Source organism: Turicibacter sp. St.80E1, from assembly GCF_059728495.1.
This window is the reverse complement of record NZ_AP039386.1, coordinates 1,297,631-1,314,058: the sequence shown is the minus strand read 5'-3', so window position 1 is coordinate 1,314,058 and position 16,428 is coordinate 1,297,631. Positions and strand designations below refer to the sequence as shown.

The 16,428-nt window shown below is 40.4% G+C and carries 16 protein-coding genes; 9 read left to right on the top strand and 7 right to left on the bottom strand.

What is annotated here, in order from left to right; all coding sequences use genetic code 11:
- The first annotated feature begins 381 nt into the window (after positions 1–381).
- The 3 genes from AC6I0I_RS06370 (at position 382) to AC6I0I_RS06360 (ending at position 4,473) form a co-directional block, all read left to right on the top strand.
- A complete protein-coding gene (locus AC6I0I_RS06370; RefSeq protein WP_497993475.1) occupies positions 382–2,832 on the top strand; it encodes a UvrD-helicase domain-containing protein in 2,451 nt (816 codons plus the stop codon).
- Between the two features lie 5 nt (positions 2,833–2,837).
- A complete protein-coding gene (locus tag AC6I0I_RS06365; protein WP_161832538.1) occupies positions 2,838–3,545 on the top strand; it encodes a hypothetical protein in 708 nt (235 codons plus the stop codon).
- Between the two features lie 241 nt (positions 3,546–3,786).
- Positions 3,787–4,473 carry a TIGR00266 family protein gene (locus AC6I0I_RS06360; RefSeq protein WP_161832539.1) on the top strand — a complete coding sequence of 229 codons (687 nt, stop codon included), beginning with the start codon at positions 3,787–3,789 and terminating at the stop codon, positions 4,471–4,473.
- Between the two features lie 75 nt (positions 4,474–4,548).
- On the opposite strand, the gene AC6I0I_RS06355 is transcribed toward AC6I0I_RS06360, so the two are convergent.
- Entirely contained in the window at positions 4,549–5,163 is a 615-nt protein-coding gene (locus AC6I0I_RS06355; protein ID WP_262950588.1) for a sugar O-acetyltransferase, read from the bottom strand.
- A gap of 228 nt (positions 5,164–5,391) precedes the next feature.
- Between AC6I0I_RS06355 and AC6I0I_RS06350 the strand changes: the two genes are divergently transcribed.
- Positions 5,392–6,012: an ATP-binding cassette domain-containing protein gene (locus AC6I0I_RS06350; protein ID WP_262953592.1), complete on the top strand. Its 621-nt coding sequence runs from the start codon at positions 5,392–5,394 to the stop codon at positions 6,010–6,012.
- On the opposite strand, the gene AC6I0I_RS06345 is transcribed toward AC6I0I_RS06350, so the two are convergent.
- Entirely contained in the window at positions 6,009–6,395 is a 387-nt protein-coding gene (locus AC6I0I_RS06345) for an SdpI family protein (protein ID WP_262953591.1), read from the bottom strand. The genes AC6I0I_RS06350 and AC6I0I_RS06345 overlap by 4 nt on opposite strands.
- A 576-nt stretch (positions 6,396–6,971) precedes the next feature.
- Between AC6I0I_RS06345 and AC6I0I_RS06340 the strand changes: the two genes are divergently transcribed.
- The gene (locus tag AC6I0I_RS06340) at positions 6,972–7,079 is read left to right on the top strand and encodes a hypothetical protein (protein WP_411040336.1); all 108 of its coding nucleotides are present in this window, start codon (positions 6,972–6,974) and stop codon (positions 7,077–7,079) included.
- On the opposite strand, the gene AC6I0I_RS06335 is transcribed toward AC6I0I_RS06340, so the two are convergent.
- The 3 genes from AC6I0I_RS06335 to AC6I0I_RS06325 all read right to left on the bottom strand — a co-directional run bounded on the left by AC6I0I_RS06335 (position 7,076) and on the right by AC6I0I_RS06325 (position 9,616).
- Positions 7,076–8,341 carry an MFS transporter gene (locus AC6I0I_RS06335; protein ID WP_161832548.1) on the bottom strand — a complete coding sequence of 422 codons (1,266 nt, stop codon included), beginning with the start codon at positions 8,339–8,341 and terminating at the stop codon, positions 7,076–7,078. The two genes, AC6I0I_RS06340 and AC6I0I_RS06335, sit on opposite strands and share 4 nt — an antisense overlap.
- Positions 8,342–8,441: 100 nt before the next feature.
- Positions 8,442–9,311 (bottom strand): IS3 family transposase, encoded by an 870-nt coding sequence (locus AC6I0I_RS06330; RefSeq protein ID WP_262953589.1) that lies wholly within the window; start codon positions 9,309–9,311, stop codon positions 8,442–8,444.
- Complete coding sequence (locus AC6I0I_RS06325) at positions 9,305–9,616, bottom strand: helix-turn-helix domain-containing protein (RefSeq protein ID WP_262953588.1); 312 nt, start codon at positions 9,614–9,616, stop codon at positions 9,305–9,307. The genes AC6I0I_RS06330 and AC6I0I_RS06325 overlap by 7 nt, the downstream gene beginning before the upstream one ends.
- Positions 9,617–9,945: 329 nt before the next feature.
- Between AC6I0I_RS06325 and AC6I0I_RS06320 the strand changes: the two genes are divergently transcribed.
- The 4 genes from AC6I0I_RS06320 to AC6I0I_RS06305 all read left to right on the top strand — a co-directional run bounded on the left by AC6I0I_RS06320 (position 9,946) and on the right by AC6I0I_RS06305 (position 13,970).
- Entirely contained in the window at positions 9,946–10,689 is a 744-nt protein-coding gene (locus tag AC6I0I_RS06320) for a polyphosphate polymerase domain-containing protein (protein WP_161832549.1), read from the top strand.
- Positions 10,683–11,360, top strand: a complete 678-nt coding sequence (locus AC6I0I_RS06315) for a DUF4956 domain-containing protein (RefSeq protein ID WP_161832550.1) — start codon at positions 10,683–10,685, stop codon at positions 11,358–11,360. The genes AC6I0I_RS06320 and AC6I0I_RS06315 overlap by 7 nt, the downstream gene beginning before the upstream one ends.
- A gap of 24 nt (positions 11,361–11,384) precedes the next feature.
- Complete coding sequence (locus AC6I0I_RS06310) at positions 11,385–13,292, top strand: carbohydrate-binding domain-containing protein (RefSeq protein ID WP_262953587.1); 1,908 nt, start codon at positions 11,385–11,387, stop codon at positions 13,290–13,292.
- Positions 13,293–13,847: 555 nt separating this feature from the next.
- Positions 13,848–13,970, top strand: a complete 123-nt coding sequence (locus AC6I0I_RS06305; protein WP_255421493.1) for a hypothetical protein — start codon at positions 13,848–13,850, stop codon at positions 13,968–13,970.
- Between the two features lie 350 nt (positions 13,971–14,320).
- On the opposite strand, the gene AC6I0I_RS06300 is transcribed toward AC6I0I_RS06305, so the two are convergent.
- Together AC6I0I_RS06300 and AC6I0I_RS06295 are read right to left on the bottom strand one after the other, a co-directional pair.
- A complete protein-coding gene (locus tag AC6I0I_RS06300; RefSeq protein WP_445285843.1) occupies positions 14,321–14,986 on the bottom strand; it encodes a sensor histidine kinase in 666 nt (221 codons plus the stop codon).
- Positions 14,987–15,585: 599 nt separating this feature from the next.
- Positions 15,586–16,266, bottom strand: a complete 681-nt coding sequence (locus AC6I0I_RS06295) for a response regulator transcription factor (RefSeq protein ID WP_262953585.1) — start codon at positions 16,264–16,266, stop codon at positions 15,586–15,588.
- Positions 16,267–16,428: the final 162 nt, after the last annotated feature.

The window sequence follows — 16,428 nt, the reverse complement described above, 5'->3', positions numbered from 1 at the left end:
AAGCAGGCGTTAATCGCCTGTTTTTTTAATGATAATCCCCTTTAAGGAGGGGGGTGATTGGGTTTTTCCTGCTAATAAATGATGAACGGTGATAGAAAACACTGCCTTTGTCTAAAAAAGGAGGTGAATAAAAGGGGCATCAATGGTCGATAATTTAATGAGACATGCGTGTATGATTATTGTTTAAAGATTCGTTCTCAACGAGGAACTAAAATTCACTTGAAAAATAAAGTGGGCATATACATTTTATGGTGAATTTGATAAAATAAAAGAATCTGACGAGAGAGGGGGATTTTTATCAAAATATTAATAACCGAGCTATTTTTGAGTCATATTCCGACGGGGAAGACGGCATTTGTCTTGCAAAAAATGAGCCAGTTTGTGCAAGAGTATGAAGCATCAAAGTTTAACATGTCTTCGATGCGAGCTGGGGTATCTGTTCGTGAAATTAAACATAATAAAAATGGGTTACGAATTTTTAAATTACGAATTAATAAAGGCGATCGGTTGTTGTTTACCTTTGATACGATGCGAATCCGCCCTGAATATCGCCAATCCATTATTTTTTTAGATTACTGTCACCACGATGATCAAGCGATGCAAGGTCGAACCATTGGGTTACATTCACAAGACGTTTTGGAATACGAACCGATCGAAGAGCGCATTGAACTTGAAATTGACCAGCGTTACGCAGATTTTGATTATGATCCTAATCGAGTGATTACCCGAGTGATGGATGTTCAAACGATGGCTCAACTTCTTGATGATCGTGAAGATCGGGCTGTTTATTATTTAAATGATGAACAGTTTGCGTGTTTAAAAGAACAGGATGCCCCGACCTTTATTTTTGGAAGTGCGGGCAGCGGGAAAACAACGATTAATATACATAAGGCTTTTATTTTGGCAACCCAGCCGATTAACATCGGATACTTTACGTACTCGAACTATTTAGTGGAGGATGCTAAGAAGTTATTTCACAAAATTATTGAACAGTCACCCGAATATCGAGCCGATGACCTTATTCGACGTGTGAATTTTCATCCCCTTAACGAGTACATGTCGGCCACCATCAATCAGTATAATGTTGTCACTTACGAACAGTTCCGGACGTGGATCATCGAGCGTCAACCACTCCTTCTTCGTCAACTCGATCTCCCGATTTATGATATTTGGAAAGAAATACGTGGGCTGATTAAGGGAATGATTCCAAAAGAGTGGCTGACCTATCGTGTCAATATCCATCAAAAAAAGATACCGATGGACCTGGTCGATGTATTAATCCAAAAAGGATTAGCGAAACGAAGCGGGGACGATCTTCAACTCCAAGCTGAAAAACTCTACGCAGCGAAAGCAAGATTTTTAGATGCTTATGAAACACGGGCGATTTTGTTAATGCATGAATTGCTCGATGAATATTTACTCACCCATCCAATGATTGATGAAAACATTTACTACGCCCTTGATGAACAATATTGTGTGTATTCGAGGCAATCTCGCGAATGGTTATATGAGTTAACTTTACGTTATCAGGCATTTCTACAAGAAACCGGGCTACTTGATGAAAATGATCTGGCGCGTGAATTTTTAAAAAAAGTTAGTCAAAAAGAGATGGCTTTGTTTGATTTTGTGATTGCCGATGAAATTCAAGATTTAACAGAAATTCAAATTTATTGTTTAATTCGCCTCGCTAAAAATAAAAATCAACTGTTATTTAGCGGAGATATTAATCAAACAATTCGCCCGACGTATTTTCATACGGGACGAATTGAAAGTTTATTAAAAACATCGAATACGCATCTTGGGTTTATTAAACATCAATTGATTAAAAATTACCGAAGTACGAAAGAAGTTGTTGATTTGGCCAATCAAGTGGTCGACTTGCGAGTCGAACACCTTGGACGTCAAAAGAAACATGATTATCATGAAGTTGCCGTTCGTGAGGCTAAACATTCGATCTATTATTTTAATTCCGCCCAACCTAAAGAAGTCATGCGATTACTTGAGACGGCGATTCAACGTCACTATGTGGCAATCGTTGTTCCAAATGAAGCGGAAAAACGTAATTTTCAACAGTTAACCCAATTAAAAGGGGCGATTTTCACGGTTGAAGAAATTAAGGGGATTGAAAAGGACTATATTATTTGTTACAACGTAATGAGTTATTATCACAAAGAATGGGAACGAATTTTAACAACAGATGTAAAATATCAAAATCAATATCGATATTATTTTAATCTTCTGTATGTTGCGCTCACGCGCGCGAGACATCATTTGTGTTTCATTGAGGAAAAGGTGCCTTCACTTCTTTATGAATATTTTCGTCCGCACTTTTTAATGTTTGAGGCATTTGATGAGGCGGAGTTGAAGTTAAATCAAATTTCAACGGATAATGAGTTTTATAAAGAGGCGAAACGATATGAAGCGCATGAGTTATATGAGCAGGCGATTTTAGAGTATGAGCGCTCCAATCTTGCAGGAGCTGATCAAGATGTGAAGCGATGCCGGGCGTTAATGTTAAATAAGGAAGGTCACCACTTAGAGGCGGGTCACGCCCTTATGCAGTTAAAGGCATACGACCTTGCAGCGAAATGTTATCGTCAGGCGCAAAATCAGCTACTGTATTTAAAGGCACGGGTTTTTTCCGATATTCCGTTTCAAACGCTAAAAGCAGAGTTTGAACAGGAAGGGATTGATTTAGTATCGTTTGTCTATGACCGAGAGGAGCCCATTAGTTGGGTGAAACGATTTAATCGTCTCTACATGAAATACGTGTTTGAACAAATGAAAGGCATCAATCGAATGATAGACACGATAGAGAAAATGAAGGGGTGAGATGAATGGATCGTGAGTTTTTAGAATTAATTCAGACGTTTGATCGAGCAGCGGGACGTCTAGAAACACTGGAAGAAACGATTTTAACGTTTAATGATGTCATAGAAAAGTTGCATCATCATTTAGACGAATTACTTGAACTTGTTTATTTAGATAATATTGTGACATTAGCGGAACAAAGTAATCAAAAACTGGGACAATTGAATCACCATTTAGATCAAGTCGCTAAAACGTATGAATCGCTTGTGCAGGTGAAGCAATTGATGAATGTCCACGCATTAGAAAATGAAGAGGGGACGTTGACATCGGTTGAAGATAAGCAGTATGTCTACTATGTGGTGTCGGAAACGAACCAAGTGATGGCAGTCAAAAAAGAAATGGGTGGTTATCACGGGCCCGTTCATAACCTTATTTCTAAAAAATTGGTGCAGGCGAACCAAATGGCGTTTGCTTTACGTGAGGAAACAGGTGAGGTCGTCTTATTACAGGGACCACAACTCGCGATGACATACCCACTTGAGGCGACTGACTTTACTATTTTTGGTTATGAACTGTATTATCTAACGGAACAAACCGTAAAGAAATTCCATTTATTAACCCAGGAACAAACAACACTCCTAGAAGGCGTGTGCGCCATAAGGAGCAAAAAGGGCGGGTTATGGTGTCAATCCTTTGATGGGACGCCCCAGTTCATTCCTTTTGCATCTATGTAGCTAAAGGCAAAGAGCTAGGAACATTTATAAATGGCAGGGAACCTTTGCCCTAGTAGTTAAGGGTATGCATGGGCTTTGCCACATGCACTAGGGAATCCAAGCCTTAGTAGACGAGGATAACTAAGAGTTCTTTATGCTCACACCTTAGCGTAGGGGACTCGGGTAAGTTATGTAGGTTGGGTGTTTTTTTGTATGGAATAACTAGGGCAAATGTGTTATGTTAAACGGAGGAGGGGATAAGATGAAGTATGAAATTTTCGGAAACGATTTACCGGGTGTATCGATTTTGTTAGATAAGGGGGAGTCGGTGTATACGCAATCCGGTGGGATGTCGTGGATGTCAGATAAAATGAAAATGGAAACAAACGTTAAAGGGGGCCTCATGAAGGGGATTGGTCGAATGTTTTCAGGGGAATCTCTGTTCATGGTAACCTATACTTCAATGGCTGCGGCTCAGGAGATTGTGTTTGCTTCAACGTTTCCCGGACAAATTTTAGCATTTGATTTATCAAATGGTGAGGAATGGATTTGTCAGAAGAGCTCATTTTTAGTTGGAGAACCAAGCATCCACTTAAGTGTGGAATGGACCAAACGTTTTTCATCGGGATTGTTTGGTGGAGAAGGCTTTATCCTACAACGAATTAGCGGGAAAGGAAAGGTTTTTTTAGAAACGGCAGGAAGTGTCGTTAAACGAGAACTAAAGGCAAATGAGGTTCTTAAAGTGGATACTGGAAATGTGGTTGCCTTTAGTCGCGGAGTTAAATATGAAGTTGAAACCGTAAAAGGATTTAAAAATATTTTCTTTGGTGGAGAGGGGCTCTTTTTAACAAAGTTAACGGGGCCAGGGACTGTTTACTTACAAACTTTAACCATGCAAAATGTAGCGGGACGTTTAATTCCCTATCTTCCAACAGGCGGAAATAATTAAAACCAAAAAGGACAAAACAATCTGTTTTGTCCTTTTAATCATTCAAAAAATAACGAGGTGAGTCTCACGTTTTATTTAATCGATGTCTATTTTCATTTCCTTAAAGTAGTATTCATAGTCGCGTTCATTAATCGCTCGTAATACTTTACATGGATTTCCGACAGCTACGACATGATCAGGAATATCTTTTGTGACGATACTCCCCGCTCCGATGACCGTGTTATCCCCAATGGTAACACCCGGTAAAACGACAGCTCCCGCTCCAATCCAAACATTATTTCCAATGGTAATGGGACGATTAAATTGAGCTTGCTTGATTCGAAGCTCGGGGTGAATAGGATGAGCAGCCGTTGCTAACGTGACATTGGGTCCAAACATCACATGATTTCCAACATAAATATGGGTATCATCTACTAAAGTTAAATTGAAATTTGCATAAACTCCGTTTCCAAAATGAACGTGGTGTCCCCCCCAATTGGCACGGAGTGGGGGTTCAATATAACAGCCTTCCCCAATTTCAGCAAACATTTCTTTTAGTAACTCAGTTCGTTTTTGAAACTCAGTTGGACGTGTTTGGTTAAAGTCATATAGACGGTCCAAACATTGTTCCTGCCGTGCTAAAAGTTCTTCGTTATGACAGTAGTATAACTTTTGATGATGCATGCGTTCTAAGGTTTCCTTGTCATCCATATCCATTCTCCTTTTTAGTAAAGCGTTTCAATTTTTATCTTATCATAGGAGTATTGGGGAGACAAGTTGGAATAGCTGACTCCTTCAATCATTTATTTAGTTTGGTGTACCTAGCAAGGTTTGTTTGTTTTTTCGTTGGGTGTGATGCCATGAAAGAGACATGAGGAAAGTGAGACAAAGAAAAAGTTTCAAGAACTTTGTGATGTCTAATGAAGTGAGGTAATGAAAATGAAACTTGGGCGCGTATCATATCCTCCTAGTTTAAAGGAGGTCACTTTAACAATTCCACGAGGAATCACGTATTTATCGGGAAGTAATGGAGCTGGCAAATCCACGTTATTGGATTGCCTAAGTGGGGTTAATCCGGCGTATGAAGGGACCATTTTAGGGAATGAGTCAGTCGTTTATTTAAATCAACAGCTTTACTTTTCTCCGCGATTACGAGCGCGTGATTTTCTCGATTTTATTTGTCAATTAGAAGGCATAAAGGCGTATGAACAATTATTTAACGCTTTTTTAAAAACGTATGATTGGGTAGAAACTTATGAATCAATCCAGAATAAACAAGTCGGTAAACTTTCTGGGGGAGAACGTCGATGCTTCTTTTTTATCGTCATTTGTTTTTTAGAACGTGAGTGGTATCTTTTTGATGAACCGTTTGCGGGCGTGGATGAAGCGGGAAAGAAAGTCATGATAAACATGATGAAGGCACTCCTTCGTCAGGGGAGAAACATTCTTTTGACGAGTCATGAAAAGGAACCTCTTCGTGATTTTGAAGCATTAAACGTGATAGAACTCACCGAAGGGACGTTAATTTTAAAGTCAGTACACAAAAACCACACGGATTAGCGTGTGGTTTTTGTGATTGGTTGGCCCTTGGCGTCAAAGTTTTTTCTTAACGCATGTTCGGTTAGAAAAATTGGAATAAAGAGGACGATGAGTTGAGGAATGTAAAGGAGATCACCGCCGATAGCGAAAGGGATGTCTTTTGCGCCCATGAGGATCAATCCCATTAAAAGGGTGAATACGAGTAAATAGAGGCCCCATTTTTTAAAGAGACGCCCACAGAAGTAGTGGGCAAAAACCCAAGTGTCCTTATTTTTCATCGAACGTGTCGTGCGATATCCCCAGACCGGATTGATGGTTTTGGGGACGTGTTGAGAAAAGAGGAAACCTATTATTAGCATAGTAAGTGGGATAAAGAGTTGAAATGAAAAAAGGAGTATTTTCATTGGATTCACGTCCTTTGTAAGTTTGAGTTAATCATAACACATGAGATAGTGGGGGGGCAAGGAAAAGTATTCCTAAAGCGTGTGGTGTGTAACAGGTGGTGAGAATTTGATGAAAAGAGGCGGTCTTTTGCCTTTTTTTGTGCCCAAATGTACACGGAGAGCATATAATAAAGTGTCAATCCATCGTCGAGTGAAACGTGTTAAATAGTTAGTCAGCCCCGACAGGAAAGGGAAGGGATGGGGTTTTGGTGAATATTAATCGAGTGGAGGTTTTAATCTTAAATCATAAGGAGCAGGCAGTTAAAAAGTTTGGGCGTAATAGTCAGGCAATTCGTTACTATCAGGAAGGAACGAGCAGCGATTTAATCAATGATTTATATCAACATTGGTTTGGAATTAATGAGGCGTGTATCGTGGCGCATCATTTGGCAACGATTAGTGACGAGCAAGATGATGTCAATTACATGGTGGCGGTCAATCATTTTAATGCATCGACCTCTTACGAATTGAAAAAAGCAAAGGGAAAACGGCTTCGCTACGTCTTTGTCTTTTTTGATCAAGAAGAGCAAGAGGCCCGTGCCTACGCTTATCAACTGCTTAAGCCAATGCTCCTTGGTAACAAAACGCAACCGGTATCAGTGGATATCGATTATCATAATGTCACTTTTTATTAAGAAAGATTAAAAGGGGAAGAAAGCTCTTCCTCTTTTTTTATGCGGGATTTTTGTAGTAGAATCGTCCCTTGTTTGGAACGTTTCTTGTTTCATTAAATGGAGGAATTGCGGAAGAGCAGAAAGGAGCAAGAGAATGGAGCAGATGATCCATGAGGTTGAAAGTGAAAATTGATCGGATAACCACCCAACGAAGACGAAGCAAAGAACGGTAAATCCAGATTCAAGTGTATTAAAGGTAGAGAGGAGAGTCGCACGATGAGAGGATTTGATTTCATTGTTTAAGACCGAGTAACGGTAAACTTGTTCGGACGACATGGCGACAATATGCAAAGCAAAAAAGATAAGGGCGAGCGTGAATGAGCGGGACCATGCCGTTAGGAGAATAGCGCCTGCATTTAAACTCGTTGTTAGCAAAAAGAAGGAAAGTTTATTTTCAAATCGTGAGGCTATTTTAGGCGTTAAATAATGTCCGAGCATGGCACAAAGTGTAATGAGAATTGAAATATATCCAGTGATGAGTGTTTCTGATTTTTGACTAAAGAACAGTTGCCACTGTGAGGCGGGCCCACTTAAGATGAACTGCAAGGGAAGAAGGGAAAGGGCGAGATGAAAAAAAGAAGGGTTGGCTTTAAATGCCTGTATGCCGGATAGAAGTGTCGGACGCTCACCCTCCTCTGCCTGCCGTTGAGTCTGATAGGGAGTTTTTGCATCCATTTTACACATGACAACAAGGACATTGAGGAGTAACAGGAGGGGAGCAAGAATGAAGGGGAGTTGGAGATTAATTTTGGCAAGAAGTTGAGCACCTAGGAAGGTGACGATGAGATTCGCGGCACTTAAGTAGAATTTATCCTTTGAAAAGAGTTGGGTGGAATCAAAAGTCGGATCGAGGGCATGGATTCGATCTAAGGCCCAAGATTCTAATGTCCCTGATTTTAGTGATTCGCCGATAGCAGTTAGAGCCGCGGCGGTCAATAGTCGTCCGATATGATGATGAGAAACTAATAAAAGAAATAATCCGAGTGCACGGATGAGACCACTTAAGATCATTGATGCTTTTCGCCCATAGCGATCAGAAAAAACGCCGGCAGGTAGCTCGGTTAAAAAGTTAACGAGCCAAAAGGTCCCACCGAATAAGTTAATATGTAAAAACGAAAATCCGAGCTGTTGTAAATAAAGATAGAAAATAGCACCAAAAATAGCGAGCGAACTCGTGTAAGAAATATTAATCATAAAATACGCGTGTTTAATTTTTTTGATGGATGTTTCCATGGCAGGTTCCCCCTTTTTATTGCAACGCTCCGCATCTATTAAAGGGAGGAGATTCCCGTGAAGTAGTACCTGTCAAGTAGACAGTTAATAAAAAGCGAATTTATGCGGTATGAAGTCTATATTCAACTGGACTCATACCGTATTTATTTTGAATACGTTTTGTATTATAATAGTGGATGTAGTTTGATAAGGATTGTTTAACTTCCTCTAAGGTTTGTGGTGAACTAAAGAATGGCATCTCTGCTTTGAGGTGGCGGAAGAAGTTTTCAATACAGGCATTATCCCAGCAGTTGCCTCTGCGGGACATTGACTGTATGAGTCCTATATCAGCTACTTTTTTTATGTAATTTTTATTAGTAAACTGATAGCCTTGATCGGTATGAAGAATCGCGTTTTCTTCTAAAGGAAGTTGTTTCAACTGATCAAGTACTCGATAAACTTGCGCCATATTTTGAGATTCACAACTATCGTAAGCAACAATTTCCTGATTATACACATCTTTTACCGCACATAAATAGGCCCATTTAGGATAAGGGGCTTTAACTTTGATATAGGTAATGTCCATACATAACTTTTGAAGAGGTTTGGTGGCGTGAAATTCGCGATTTAAAACATTAGAAATATTCCCGTGAGGTTGCGGGCGACGTTTGAATTTAGGCTTAGGCAGAACACAAATTAAATGATATTTATGCATGATACGACGAATACATTTATGATTAACGATCCATCCGTATTGGTTAAGGAGTGCCTGTTTAATTCTTCTCACACCATAAGTACCATTCGATTCGTTAAACACCTCTAAAATTAGATGATAAAGCTCCTCATCACGATTAGTTTTAGACGTAGGGCAGCTTTTCTCCCACTTATAGTATCCGGCTCGTGAAACAGAAGTAAGTCTAAATAAGACAGACAAAGAAAACTCCTTTGAATACTCCTGAATGAATTCAAATTGTTGTTGCTTATTTAACACCCCCTTTTTTTCTCGATTGACTTTTTTAATAATAAATTTTGAGCACGTAAATATTCGACCTCTTCTTCGAGACTCATAAATTTTGTTTTAGGACGCCCCGTGGCTTTTTTACCACGCCCGTCAATAAAAGCTGCTTCTCCCTTTTCATGGAAATCTTTCGCCCAAACATAAATCCGTTTGGGATCTTGAATTTTCAATTGTTCACAAATAGAGGAACAAGATTGCCCCTTCAAATAGAGCTGCACCGCTTGAGATTTTAACTGTGCGGAATAAGTAAAATTACGATTAATACGTTTTGATTGCATAAGAAAAGTACCTCCTTAGTAGACCTTAAAGCGATTCTATCATAACTGATGATAGTGTCGCTTTTATTTTTTTGTCTACCATGAAGGTACTATACCACCGTTCAACCGGTGAGGCGTTTTCTTTTTTCTATTATTACAGATTTTTAGGGGGGCAAGAATTGTTTGGTAATTATAACCATTTTATTACTTTTGAGAGAAAGGATTGGACCTTTAAGTTTTCTTTAAGGTTCGTCGGTATAATGAAAGAGGAAGGCGGCTTTTCAAATCCATACACGCCGGTTAGGAAAGGCCCAATGAGTCATATCGCAAATGAGATGGGAGGTCTATCAATGGCAAAACTAATGACGTTTAGACGGTATGAGAAAAAGTTTATGTTAACCCGGGCGCAATATGAGGCACTGATTCCACGATTGTTAGTTTATATGGAATTGGATCATCATTGTAAGAATCATCGGCCCTATTCCATTTATAACGTCTATTATGATACGGTGAATTTTGATGTGATTCGCCATTCGATTTCGAAGCCTTATTATAAGGAAAAGTTGCGTTTACGAAGTTATCGTATCCCGGGGAGTGAGGAGGAAGAGGTTTTTTTAGAGTTGAAGAAAAAAATTAAGGGCATCGTGAGTAAACGCCGAATGGCGCTCTCGTTAGCAGAGGCCAAGGCGTTTGTAAAGTGTGGGATTTTACCGACAGTTAAAGATGAGAAATCGAGTCAAGTGATGGCAGAAATCGCCTACTATTTAAAACATCATCGCGTGCGAGAAGCGGTTTATGTTGGGTATCAGCGATATGCCTATTTTGCAAAAGATAATCCCGATTTTCGTCTGACGTTCGATTTTAATATTTTGACACGACGTGAGGTGTTAAAACTAGAAGCGGGTTATTTTGGGACAGAATTGCTAGGCCCCTCTGAGTATTTAATGGAGGTTAAGATTTTAGGGGCAATCCCTAGTTGGTTTACGTCGCTGTTATCGGAGCTTCGTATTTATCCGACACATTTTTCAAAATACGGTCAGGAGTATTTAAATCATTGTCAGTTTAGTGAAAAAAGGAGAGAACAGTTATGTTAGAAACGATTATTCAAACGGTTGATGGGACATCATTGACGTTAGTAAATACGTTAATCATTATTGGAACGTCATTTCTTTTAGGGGCGCTCATTAGTGTGGTGTATATGAAAACGATGAAAAAGACGGGGTATAGCCCAAGTTTTGCTGTTACGTTGATCATGTTACCGATGATTATTTCGGTGATTATTTTGCTCGTTGGTAATAATGTCGCTCGTGCGTTTAGTTTAGCGGGAGCCTTTTCGCTCATTCGCTTTCGCAGTGCCCCAGGGGAGCCTAAAGATATTGCTTACGTCTTTTTTACATTGGCCGTTGGACTTTGTACAGGGATGGGCTACCTCGGATATGCTGTTATTTTTACGGCAATCATGTGTGTCGTGATGTGGGGAGTTGAGGTAACAAATTTTGCGCGAATGAAAACGAAGACGATGAAATTAAAAATTGTCGTTCCAGAAGATTTGAATTATGAGGGAACGTTTGATGAAATTTTAGAGGATTATGCGTTAACTTATCACTTAGATCAAGTGCGGACGCGGGATTTTGGGGCGCTTTTTGAGTTAACTTATACGCTAAGTCTCGATGAATCGACGTCTCAGAAACAGTTGATAGATGAGATTCGATGCCGAAACGGCAATTTAAATGTGACATTAATTCAATCTGAATTAATGGTTTAAAGTGAAAATAAAGGAGCCTTTGTTATGAAAAACAAGCGAATTTACCGAGGTATGTTTTTAAGTCTAGCTTTAATCGCTGGATGTGAGGGGGTAAAGGATTCCCCTTCTTCGGCGGACGAAATAAAAGATTCCCTGTCATCGACGTTAACAGAAGGGACTGCCATCCAATTAGGAGAAACGATTACCATTGATGGGGAGGGGGCGACGGCGTCGAACCAAACCGTGAGGATTACACAGGCGGGAACGTACTTAATTAGTGGAACGCTTGAGGATGGTCAGATTCAAGTGGAAGTTGGCAATCAAGAAGAAGTGAATTTGGTTTTGAATGAGACTCAGATTTCTTCCACCACTGGTGCGCCTATTTTAATCACGCAGTCTGCAAAGACAACGATCACGCTAATGGAGGGAACACAAAATGTTATTTCCCATCAAATGGTCATGAATGATGGGGAGGAAGTGAGTAAGGAAGAAAAGGCGGCTATTTTTAGTCAGGATGATTTAATGATAACGGGGACGGGTTCTTTAACGGTGGATGCAAAGACGTATAATGGCATTGTGAGTCAGGATGATTTGGTGATTGAGGATGGAAACTTTGTCATCGAGTCGGCTAATCACGGGCTAAAGGGGAAAGATTCAGTTGTCATTGAAGAGGGGACGTTTAAGATGACGACGAAGGGAGATGCCATTCAATCGGATCAAGAGGCAGATGAAGAGAAGGGATTTATTACGATTCGTGGGGGAGATTTTGATTTAGTGGCAGAGCAAGATGGAATTCAGGCTCAAACGAAGTTAGTCATCGAGGGTGGAACGTTTAAGATTGAAACGGGTGGTGGATATGAAGCAGGCGCGGTAAAGGAAACGACGTCGCAACCTCCTTTTAATCGTGGAGCCTCGGCGACGGCCGAGACGGCTACTACTCCTAGCGCTAAAGGTTTGAAAGCAGGCCAGGAGTTAGTGATTGAAGGCGGAAGTTTGACGATTAATTCAGCGGATGATGCGTTGCACACGAACGGCTCATTATGGATGAATGGGGGAGAGGTGACACTTTCAACGGGGGATGATGGGTTGCATGCAGATGAGACGGTTGAAGTGAATGGTGGAACGGTTGATATTTTAACGTCTTATGAAGGTTTAGAAGGTCAAGTCGTCCGAGTCAATGATGGGGTGATTCGATTAGTCGCCACCGATGATGGGATAAATGCCGCGGGTGGAATGGATGGCTCTGGATTTATGTCTTTTTTTAATCCAACGACAACATCACAACAAGAGGGCGAATCGGGATGGATTGAACTTAATGGTGGATGGCTTTACGTCAACGCCTCGGGAGATGGTTTAGATGCAAATGGCTCAATCATCATGACGGGCGGTGTGGTCATTGTTGAAGGGCCGACGAGTGGACATGATGGCATTCTTGATTTTGATGAGACATTTGATCTTCAAGGGGGACAGTTGATAGCCTCAGGAGGTGTCGGAATGCTGCAAACTCCGAGCGAGACTTCAACGCAACCGACGTTGGTGATTCAAGATTCATTTGAAAGTGGCGAGTTGATTCACATTCAGTCCGAAGAGGGGGCAGAAATCGTGACTTTTTCTCCGTCGAAAGCGTCACAGGTCCTGATCATCAGTTCACCCGACCTTAAGATGGAATCGACCTATCGTGTGCTAAGTGGGGGAACGTATTCGGTAGAGGCGACAGACGGAGTGTATCAAGACGGAACCTACACCGAAGGAGAGGAACGATTCCAAGTCGCCCTTTCAGATTTGATTACGAGTAACGGGACTTTAACTGGTGATGGGATGCGCGGCCCTGGAATGGAAGAAGGACCTGGGATGAGAGGGACCAAAGACATGAGGGAAGCACCGGAAATAAAGGATCATCCAAAAATGGAAATGAATTCGGACTTAAAAACCCCTACGTTAAATTCTTTTTAAACGAAATGAATAAAGGCAGTCCGATGAATGCGGACTGCCTTTGTGGTAAGAAGGAGAGTTAGAGAGGTGAGGAGGTTAAGGAGAAGATTTCAAATGTTATCAATGTGCAACGTGAATAGTCATTTACTTTGTGCCTACTTATCCCCATCTTGACATCGTAAGAATAATAGAGTTACAGTTATAAAATCTGTTGTAGCAAGTTCAAAGTTGCCATTAGAAGACTGGTTAGAATATGCCAAATGCATGATTTTATGCTTTAGTATCCGTCGTTCATTTATTTAAATTTTGGGACGTAAAGACCTCTTTTTACATACGCCATCGAATTTTAGATACCATTCGTTCTTATATTGGGATGTGACATTCAGAGGAAATCGTGGAGATAGATGAAATAAGCGCCTTTTGGCTAATGATGAGTTTGAATATCATCGGTATGATTATAAGTATTACTGGTGTAAGTAGTTTAATATTGATTGGATACTTATGGTAGTTTATAATAAAAACATAAAGTACTGAATAATCGTATTAAATAACGGATATAGAAGGAGGTGGGGGTGTATGAAAGGGCAGATTAATAAAATTTGCAATCATCCTATTGTCATTTTATCAACAGTAGTGGTTTCAGTGTTTATTGGAGGTGTTCTTGGTGTTTTTGCTTATTATGGACAATGGTTGGGGTAGATAATATAACCTAATTACGCTATTAATTTATTAGGAGTAAACATAAAAGTGGACAAATTAATTTGTCCACTTTTATATGTTCTCTTATCAAAACTATCTTGAACGACTCGGTACTCAAGTACCGCGATTCCTAGTCAATACCCTAGATAAGACAGGATTCCCCTAGGGTACCAAGATGATTCCCACCGCTGATTAGTGGAAATAGGTAAACGAGCCTGTCGCTTAAATACCTAATTTTACATATAAAAAAGGGGAGAAATGGAGTCATCTCATGGATGATCAATTTTTCCCGATGATAGGTTTTGCAGTTCGCTTTTCTTCTCAGTTAATCAAGAGTCGTTATCTTGTGTCTAGGAAGGTTTGATAGGTAGGGTGACAACAAAGGTTGTTTTTCCAGATGAAGTACTGGTTGCGAAAATATTTCCGTGGTGTGCCGTGATAATGGATTTAGCAATGGCGAGTCCAAGTCCATGACCGCCTGTTTCTCGTGTGCGCGACGCATCGGCACGATAGAAACGATCAAAGATTTTAGGAAGATCTTCAGTTGCAATGACTGTTCCTGTGTTTTGGACGGTCAGTTCATAAACAGAAGGACGTCGTTTGAGAGAGATGTGAATGGTGCTACCATCTAAGGCGTGTTTAATGGCATTATCGAGTAAAATAACGACGACTTGTTGGATTCGTGTCACATCGCCATATGCGATCAGTTCAGGTTCGATGTCAAGCGCTAATTGTTTATGGGATTCAAAGGCTACTGACTCCAGTGGAAGAATCGCGGTCATGAGAGCGTCGCTGAGTGAGAATGGGGTAAGCGTCATCTCCATTTCCTGGCTATCACTTTTCGCTAAAAAAAGGAGATCATTTACGAGCTTTTCCATCCGATTGGATTCTGTCTGAAGGTAATTGATCCATTTTTCTGAGGCCTCGATGGTCTGTTTAGGGTGAGTGGTTAGCACTTCGAGTGTTGTTTTAATGACAGCAATTGGTGTTTTTAATTCATGGGAAGCATCCGCCATAAATTGTTGTTGTAATTCATAAGACTTGGCAATGGGGCGAATGGCCCAGTTGGCTAAAAAGTAGCTAATGATGGTTAGGACAATGAGTGAGAGACCACCAATGGCCAGAAGAATCATCGTCAGTTGTGTCAACGTTGCCAATTCGGCGGAACGGTCTAAGAAGACAAGTAGCTTTTCACCGTCCGGTCGTGGTTGGATAAGATAACGCAATTTAAACCCCTCAAAGGAAAAGGTTCCAGTTTCCTTATCTTTGGCTAGCACCCTTTCAACAAGTTCCTGCGGAGATTCGATGGACGTATCGGGTGGCAAATGGGAAATAGAGGCGACGATTTGTCCCTCTTCATTGATTTTAAAAATGAAGCTTGATTGAAGCAGTAATGGATTAAAAGGAGATTTTTTCAAGGGTCCCCATTTTTTCGGCTCATTCATCAAAGGAGGTGGAAGATTTCCATCGTTTCTTGCCAACTCTTCCATGATTTTTAGCGCTTGCCTCGTTTCAGCTTTGGACATCAAACCGTAGGTACTGATAAAAATAGATAAAAATACGGTCAGTAAAATGGAGAGATGGATGAGAAGAAAACGTCGTTTTAAATGTGGAATCACTCCTCCCCTCCTCCTAACGTGTAGCCGACGCCACGGACAGCCTTAATCATAAGAGGAGACTTTATGAATTGAAGCTTTTTCCTTAGAAAGGATATATACACCTCAACATTATTATAATCGACATCAGCATCATATCCCCAAACCTTTTCGATGAGCATCTCTTTCGTGACAATTTGCCGTTTATGATGCAATAAACAACTCATCAAGTTGAACTCTTTTAGCCCAAGTTGAATCTTTTTCTCCCCATGGCAAAGTTCGTGGGTTGAAAGATGAAGAGACGTTTCTTTGAACCGAAGGCAATCTTCCGTTAAGACGTTGCCTTGCCGACGTAGTAGGGCCCGAATTCGGGCAAGCAATTCTTCAGTTGAAAACGGCTTGGTTAAATAATCATCAGCGCCTAAATCAAGACCATGGACTTTATCTGAAACTTGATCTTTGGCAGTTAAAAGTAAGACAGGGGTCGTTACATCGTACTGACGAATCATGTTCAATACGTCAAATCCATTTCTTTTAGGGAGCATCACATCTAGGATGATGACATCATAAATCCCACGGAGTCCATATTCAAGTCCGGCTTCGCCATCGTAGCAACAGTCGACGATATACTTTTTCGCTTTTAACAGATGGGCAATGGCATCCGATAAATGACGTTCATCTTCAACTAATAAAAGTCGCATTTTAATCACCTCACTTTCATTTTATCACACATTTCTTAAAGGATTCTGAAAAAAGAGGGGCGGTAGCCGTTATTCCTGTCGCCATCAGACTGTTAATTTTTTTGTGCAAATCATGAAACAGATGGTATGAATCAAAAAAATCGACAATATAATGAAATGAAT

Bases quoted from the DNA above. Each gene is read 5' to 3' on its own strand.
- AC6I0I_RS06345 (WP_262953591.1), bottom strand. From the start codon at position 6,395: ATGAAAATACTCCTTTTTTCATTTCAACTCTTTATCCCACTTACTATG.
- AC6I0I_RS06335 (WP_161832548.1), bottom strand. From the start codon at position 8,341: ATGGAAACATCCATCAAAAAAATTAAACACGCGTATTTTATGATTAAT.
- AC6I0I_RS06315 (WP_161832550.1), top strand. From the start codon at position 10,683: ATGTTAGAAACGATTATTCAAACGGTTGATGGGACATCATTGACGTTA.
- AC6I0I_RS06295 (WP_262953585.1), bottom strand. From the start codon at position 16,266: ATGCGACTTTTATTAGTTGAAGATGAACGTCATTTATCGGATGCCATT.
- AC6I0I_RS06360 (WP_161832539.1), top strand. From the start codon at position 3,787: ATGAAGTATGAAATTTTCGGAAACGATTTACCGGGTGTATCGATTTTG.
- AC6I0I_RS06365 (WP_161832538.1), top strand. From the start codon at position 2,838: ATGGATCGTGAGTTTTTAGAATTAATTCAGACGTTTGATCGAGCAGCG.
- AC6I0I_RS06355 (WP_262950588.1), bottom strand. From the start codon at position 5,163: ATGGATGACAAGGAAACCTTAGAACGCATGCATCATCAAAAGTTATAC.
- AC6I0I_RS06320 (WP_161832549.1), top strand. From the start codon at position 9,946: ATGGCAAAACTAATGACGTTTAGACGGTATGAGAAAAAGTTTATGTTA.
- AC6I0I_RS06310 (WP_262953587.1), top strand. From the start codon at position 11,385: ATGAAAAACAAGCGAATTTACCGAGGTATGTTTTTAAGTCTAGCTTTA.
- AC6I0I_RS06350 (WP_262953592.1), top strand. From the start codon at position 5,392: ATGAAACTTGGGCGCGTATCATATCCTCCTAGTTTAAAGGAGGTCACT.
- AC6I0I_RS06325 (WP_262953588.1), bottom strand. From the start codon at position 9,616: ATGCAATCAAAACGTATTAATCGTAATTTTACTTATTCCGCACAGTTA.
- AC6I0I_RS06300 (WP_445285843.1), bottom strand. From the start codon at position 14,986: ATGGCGGATGCTTCCCATGAATTAAAAACACCAATTGCTGTCATTAAA.
- AC6I0I_RS06305 (WP_255421493.1), top strand. From the start codon at position 13,848: ATGAAAGGGCAGATTAATAAAATTTGCAATCATCCTATTGTCATTTTA.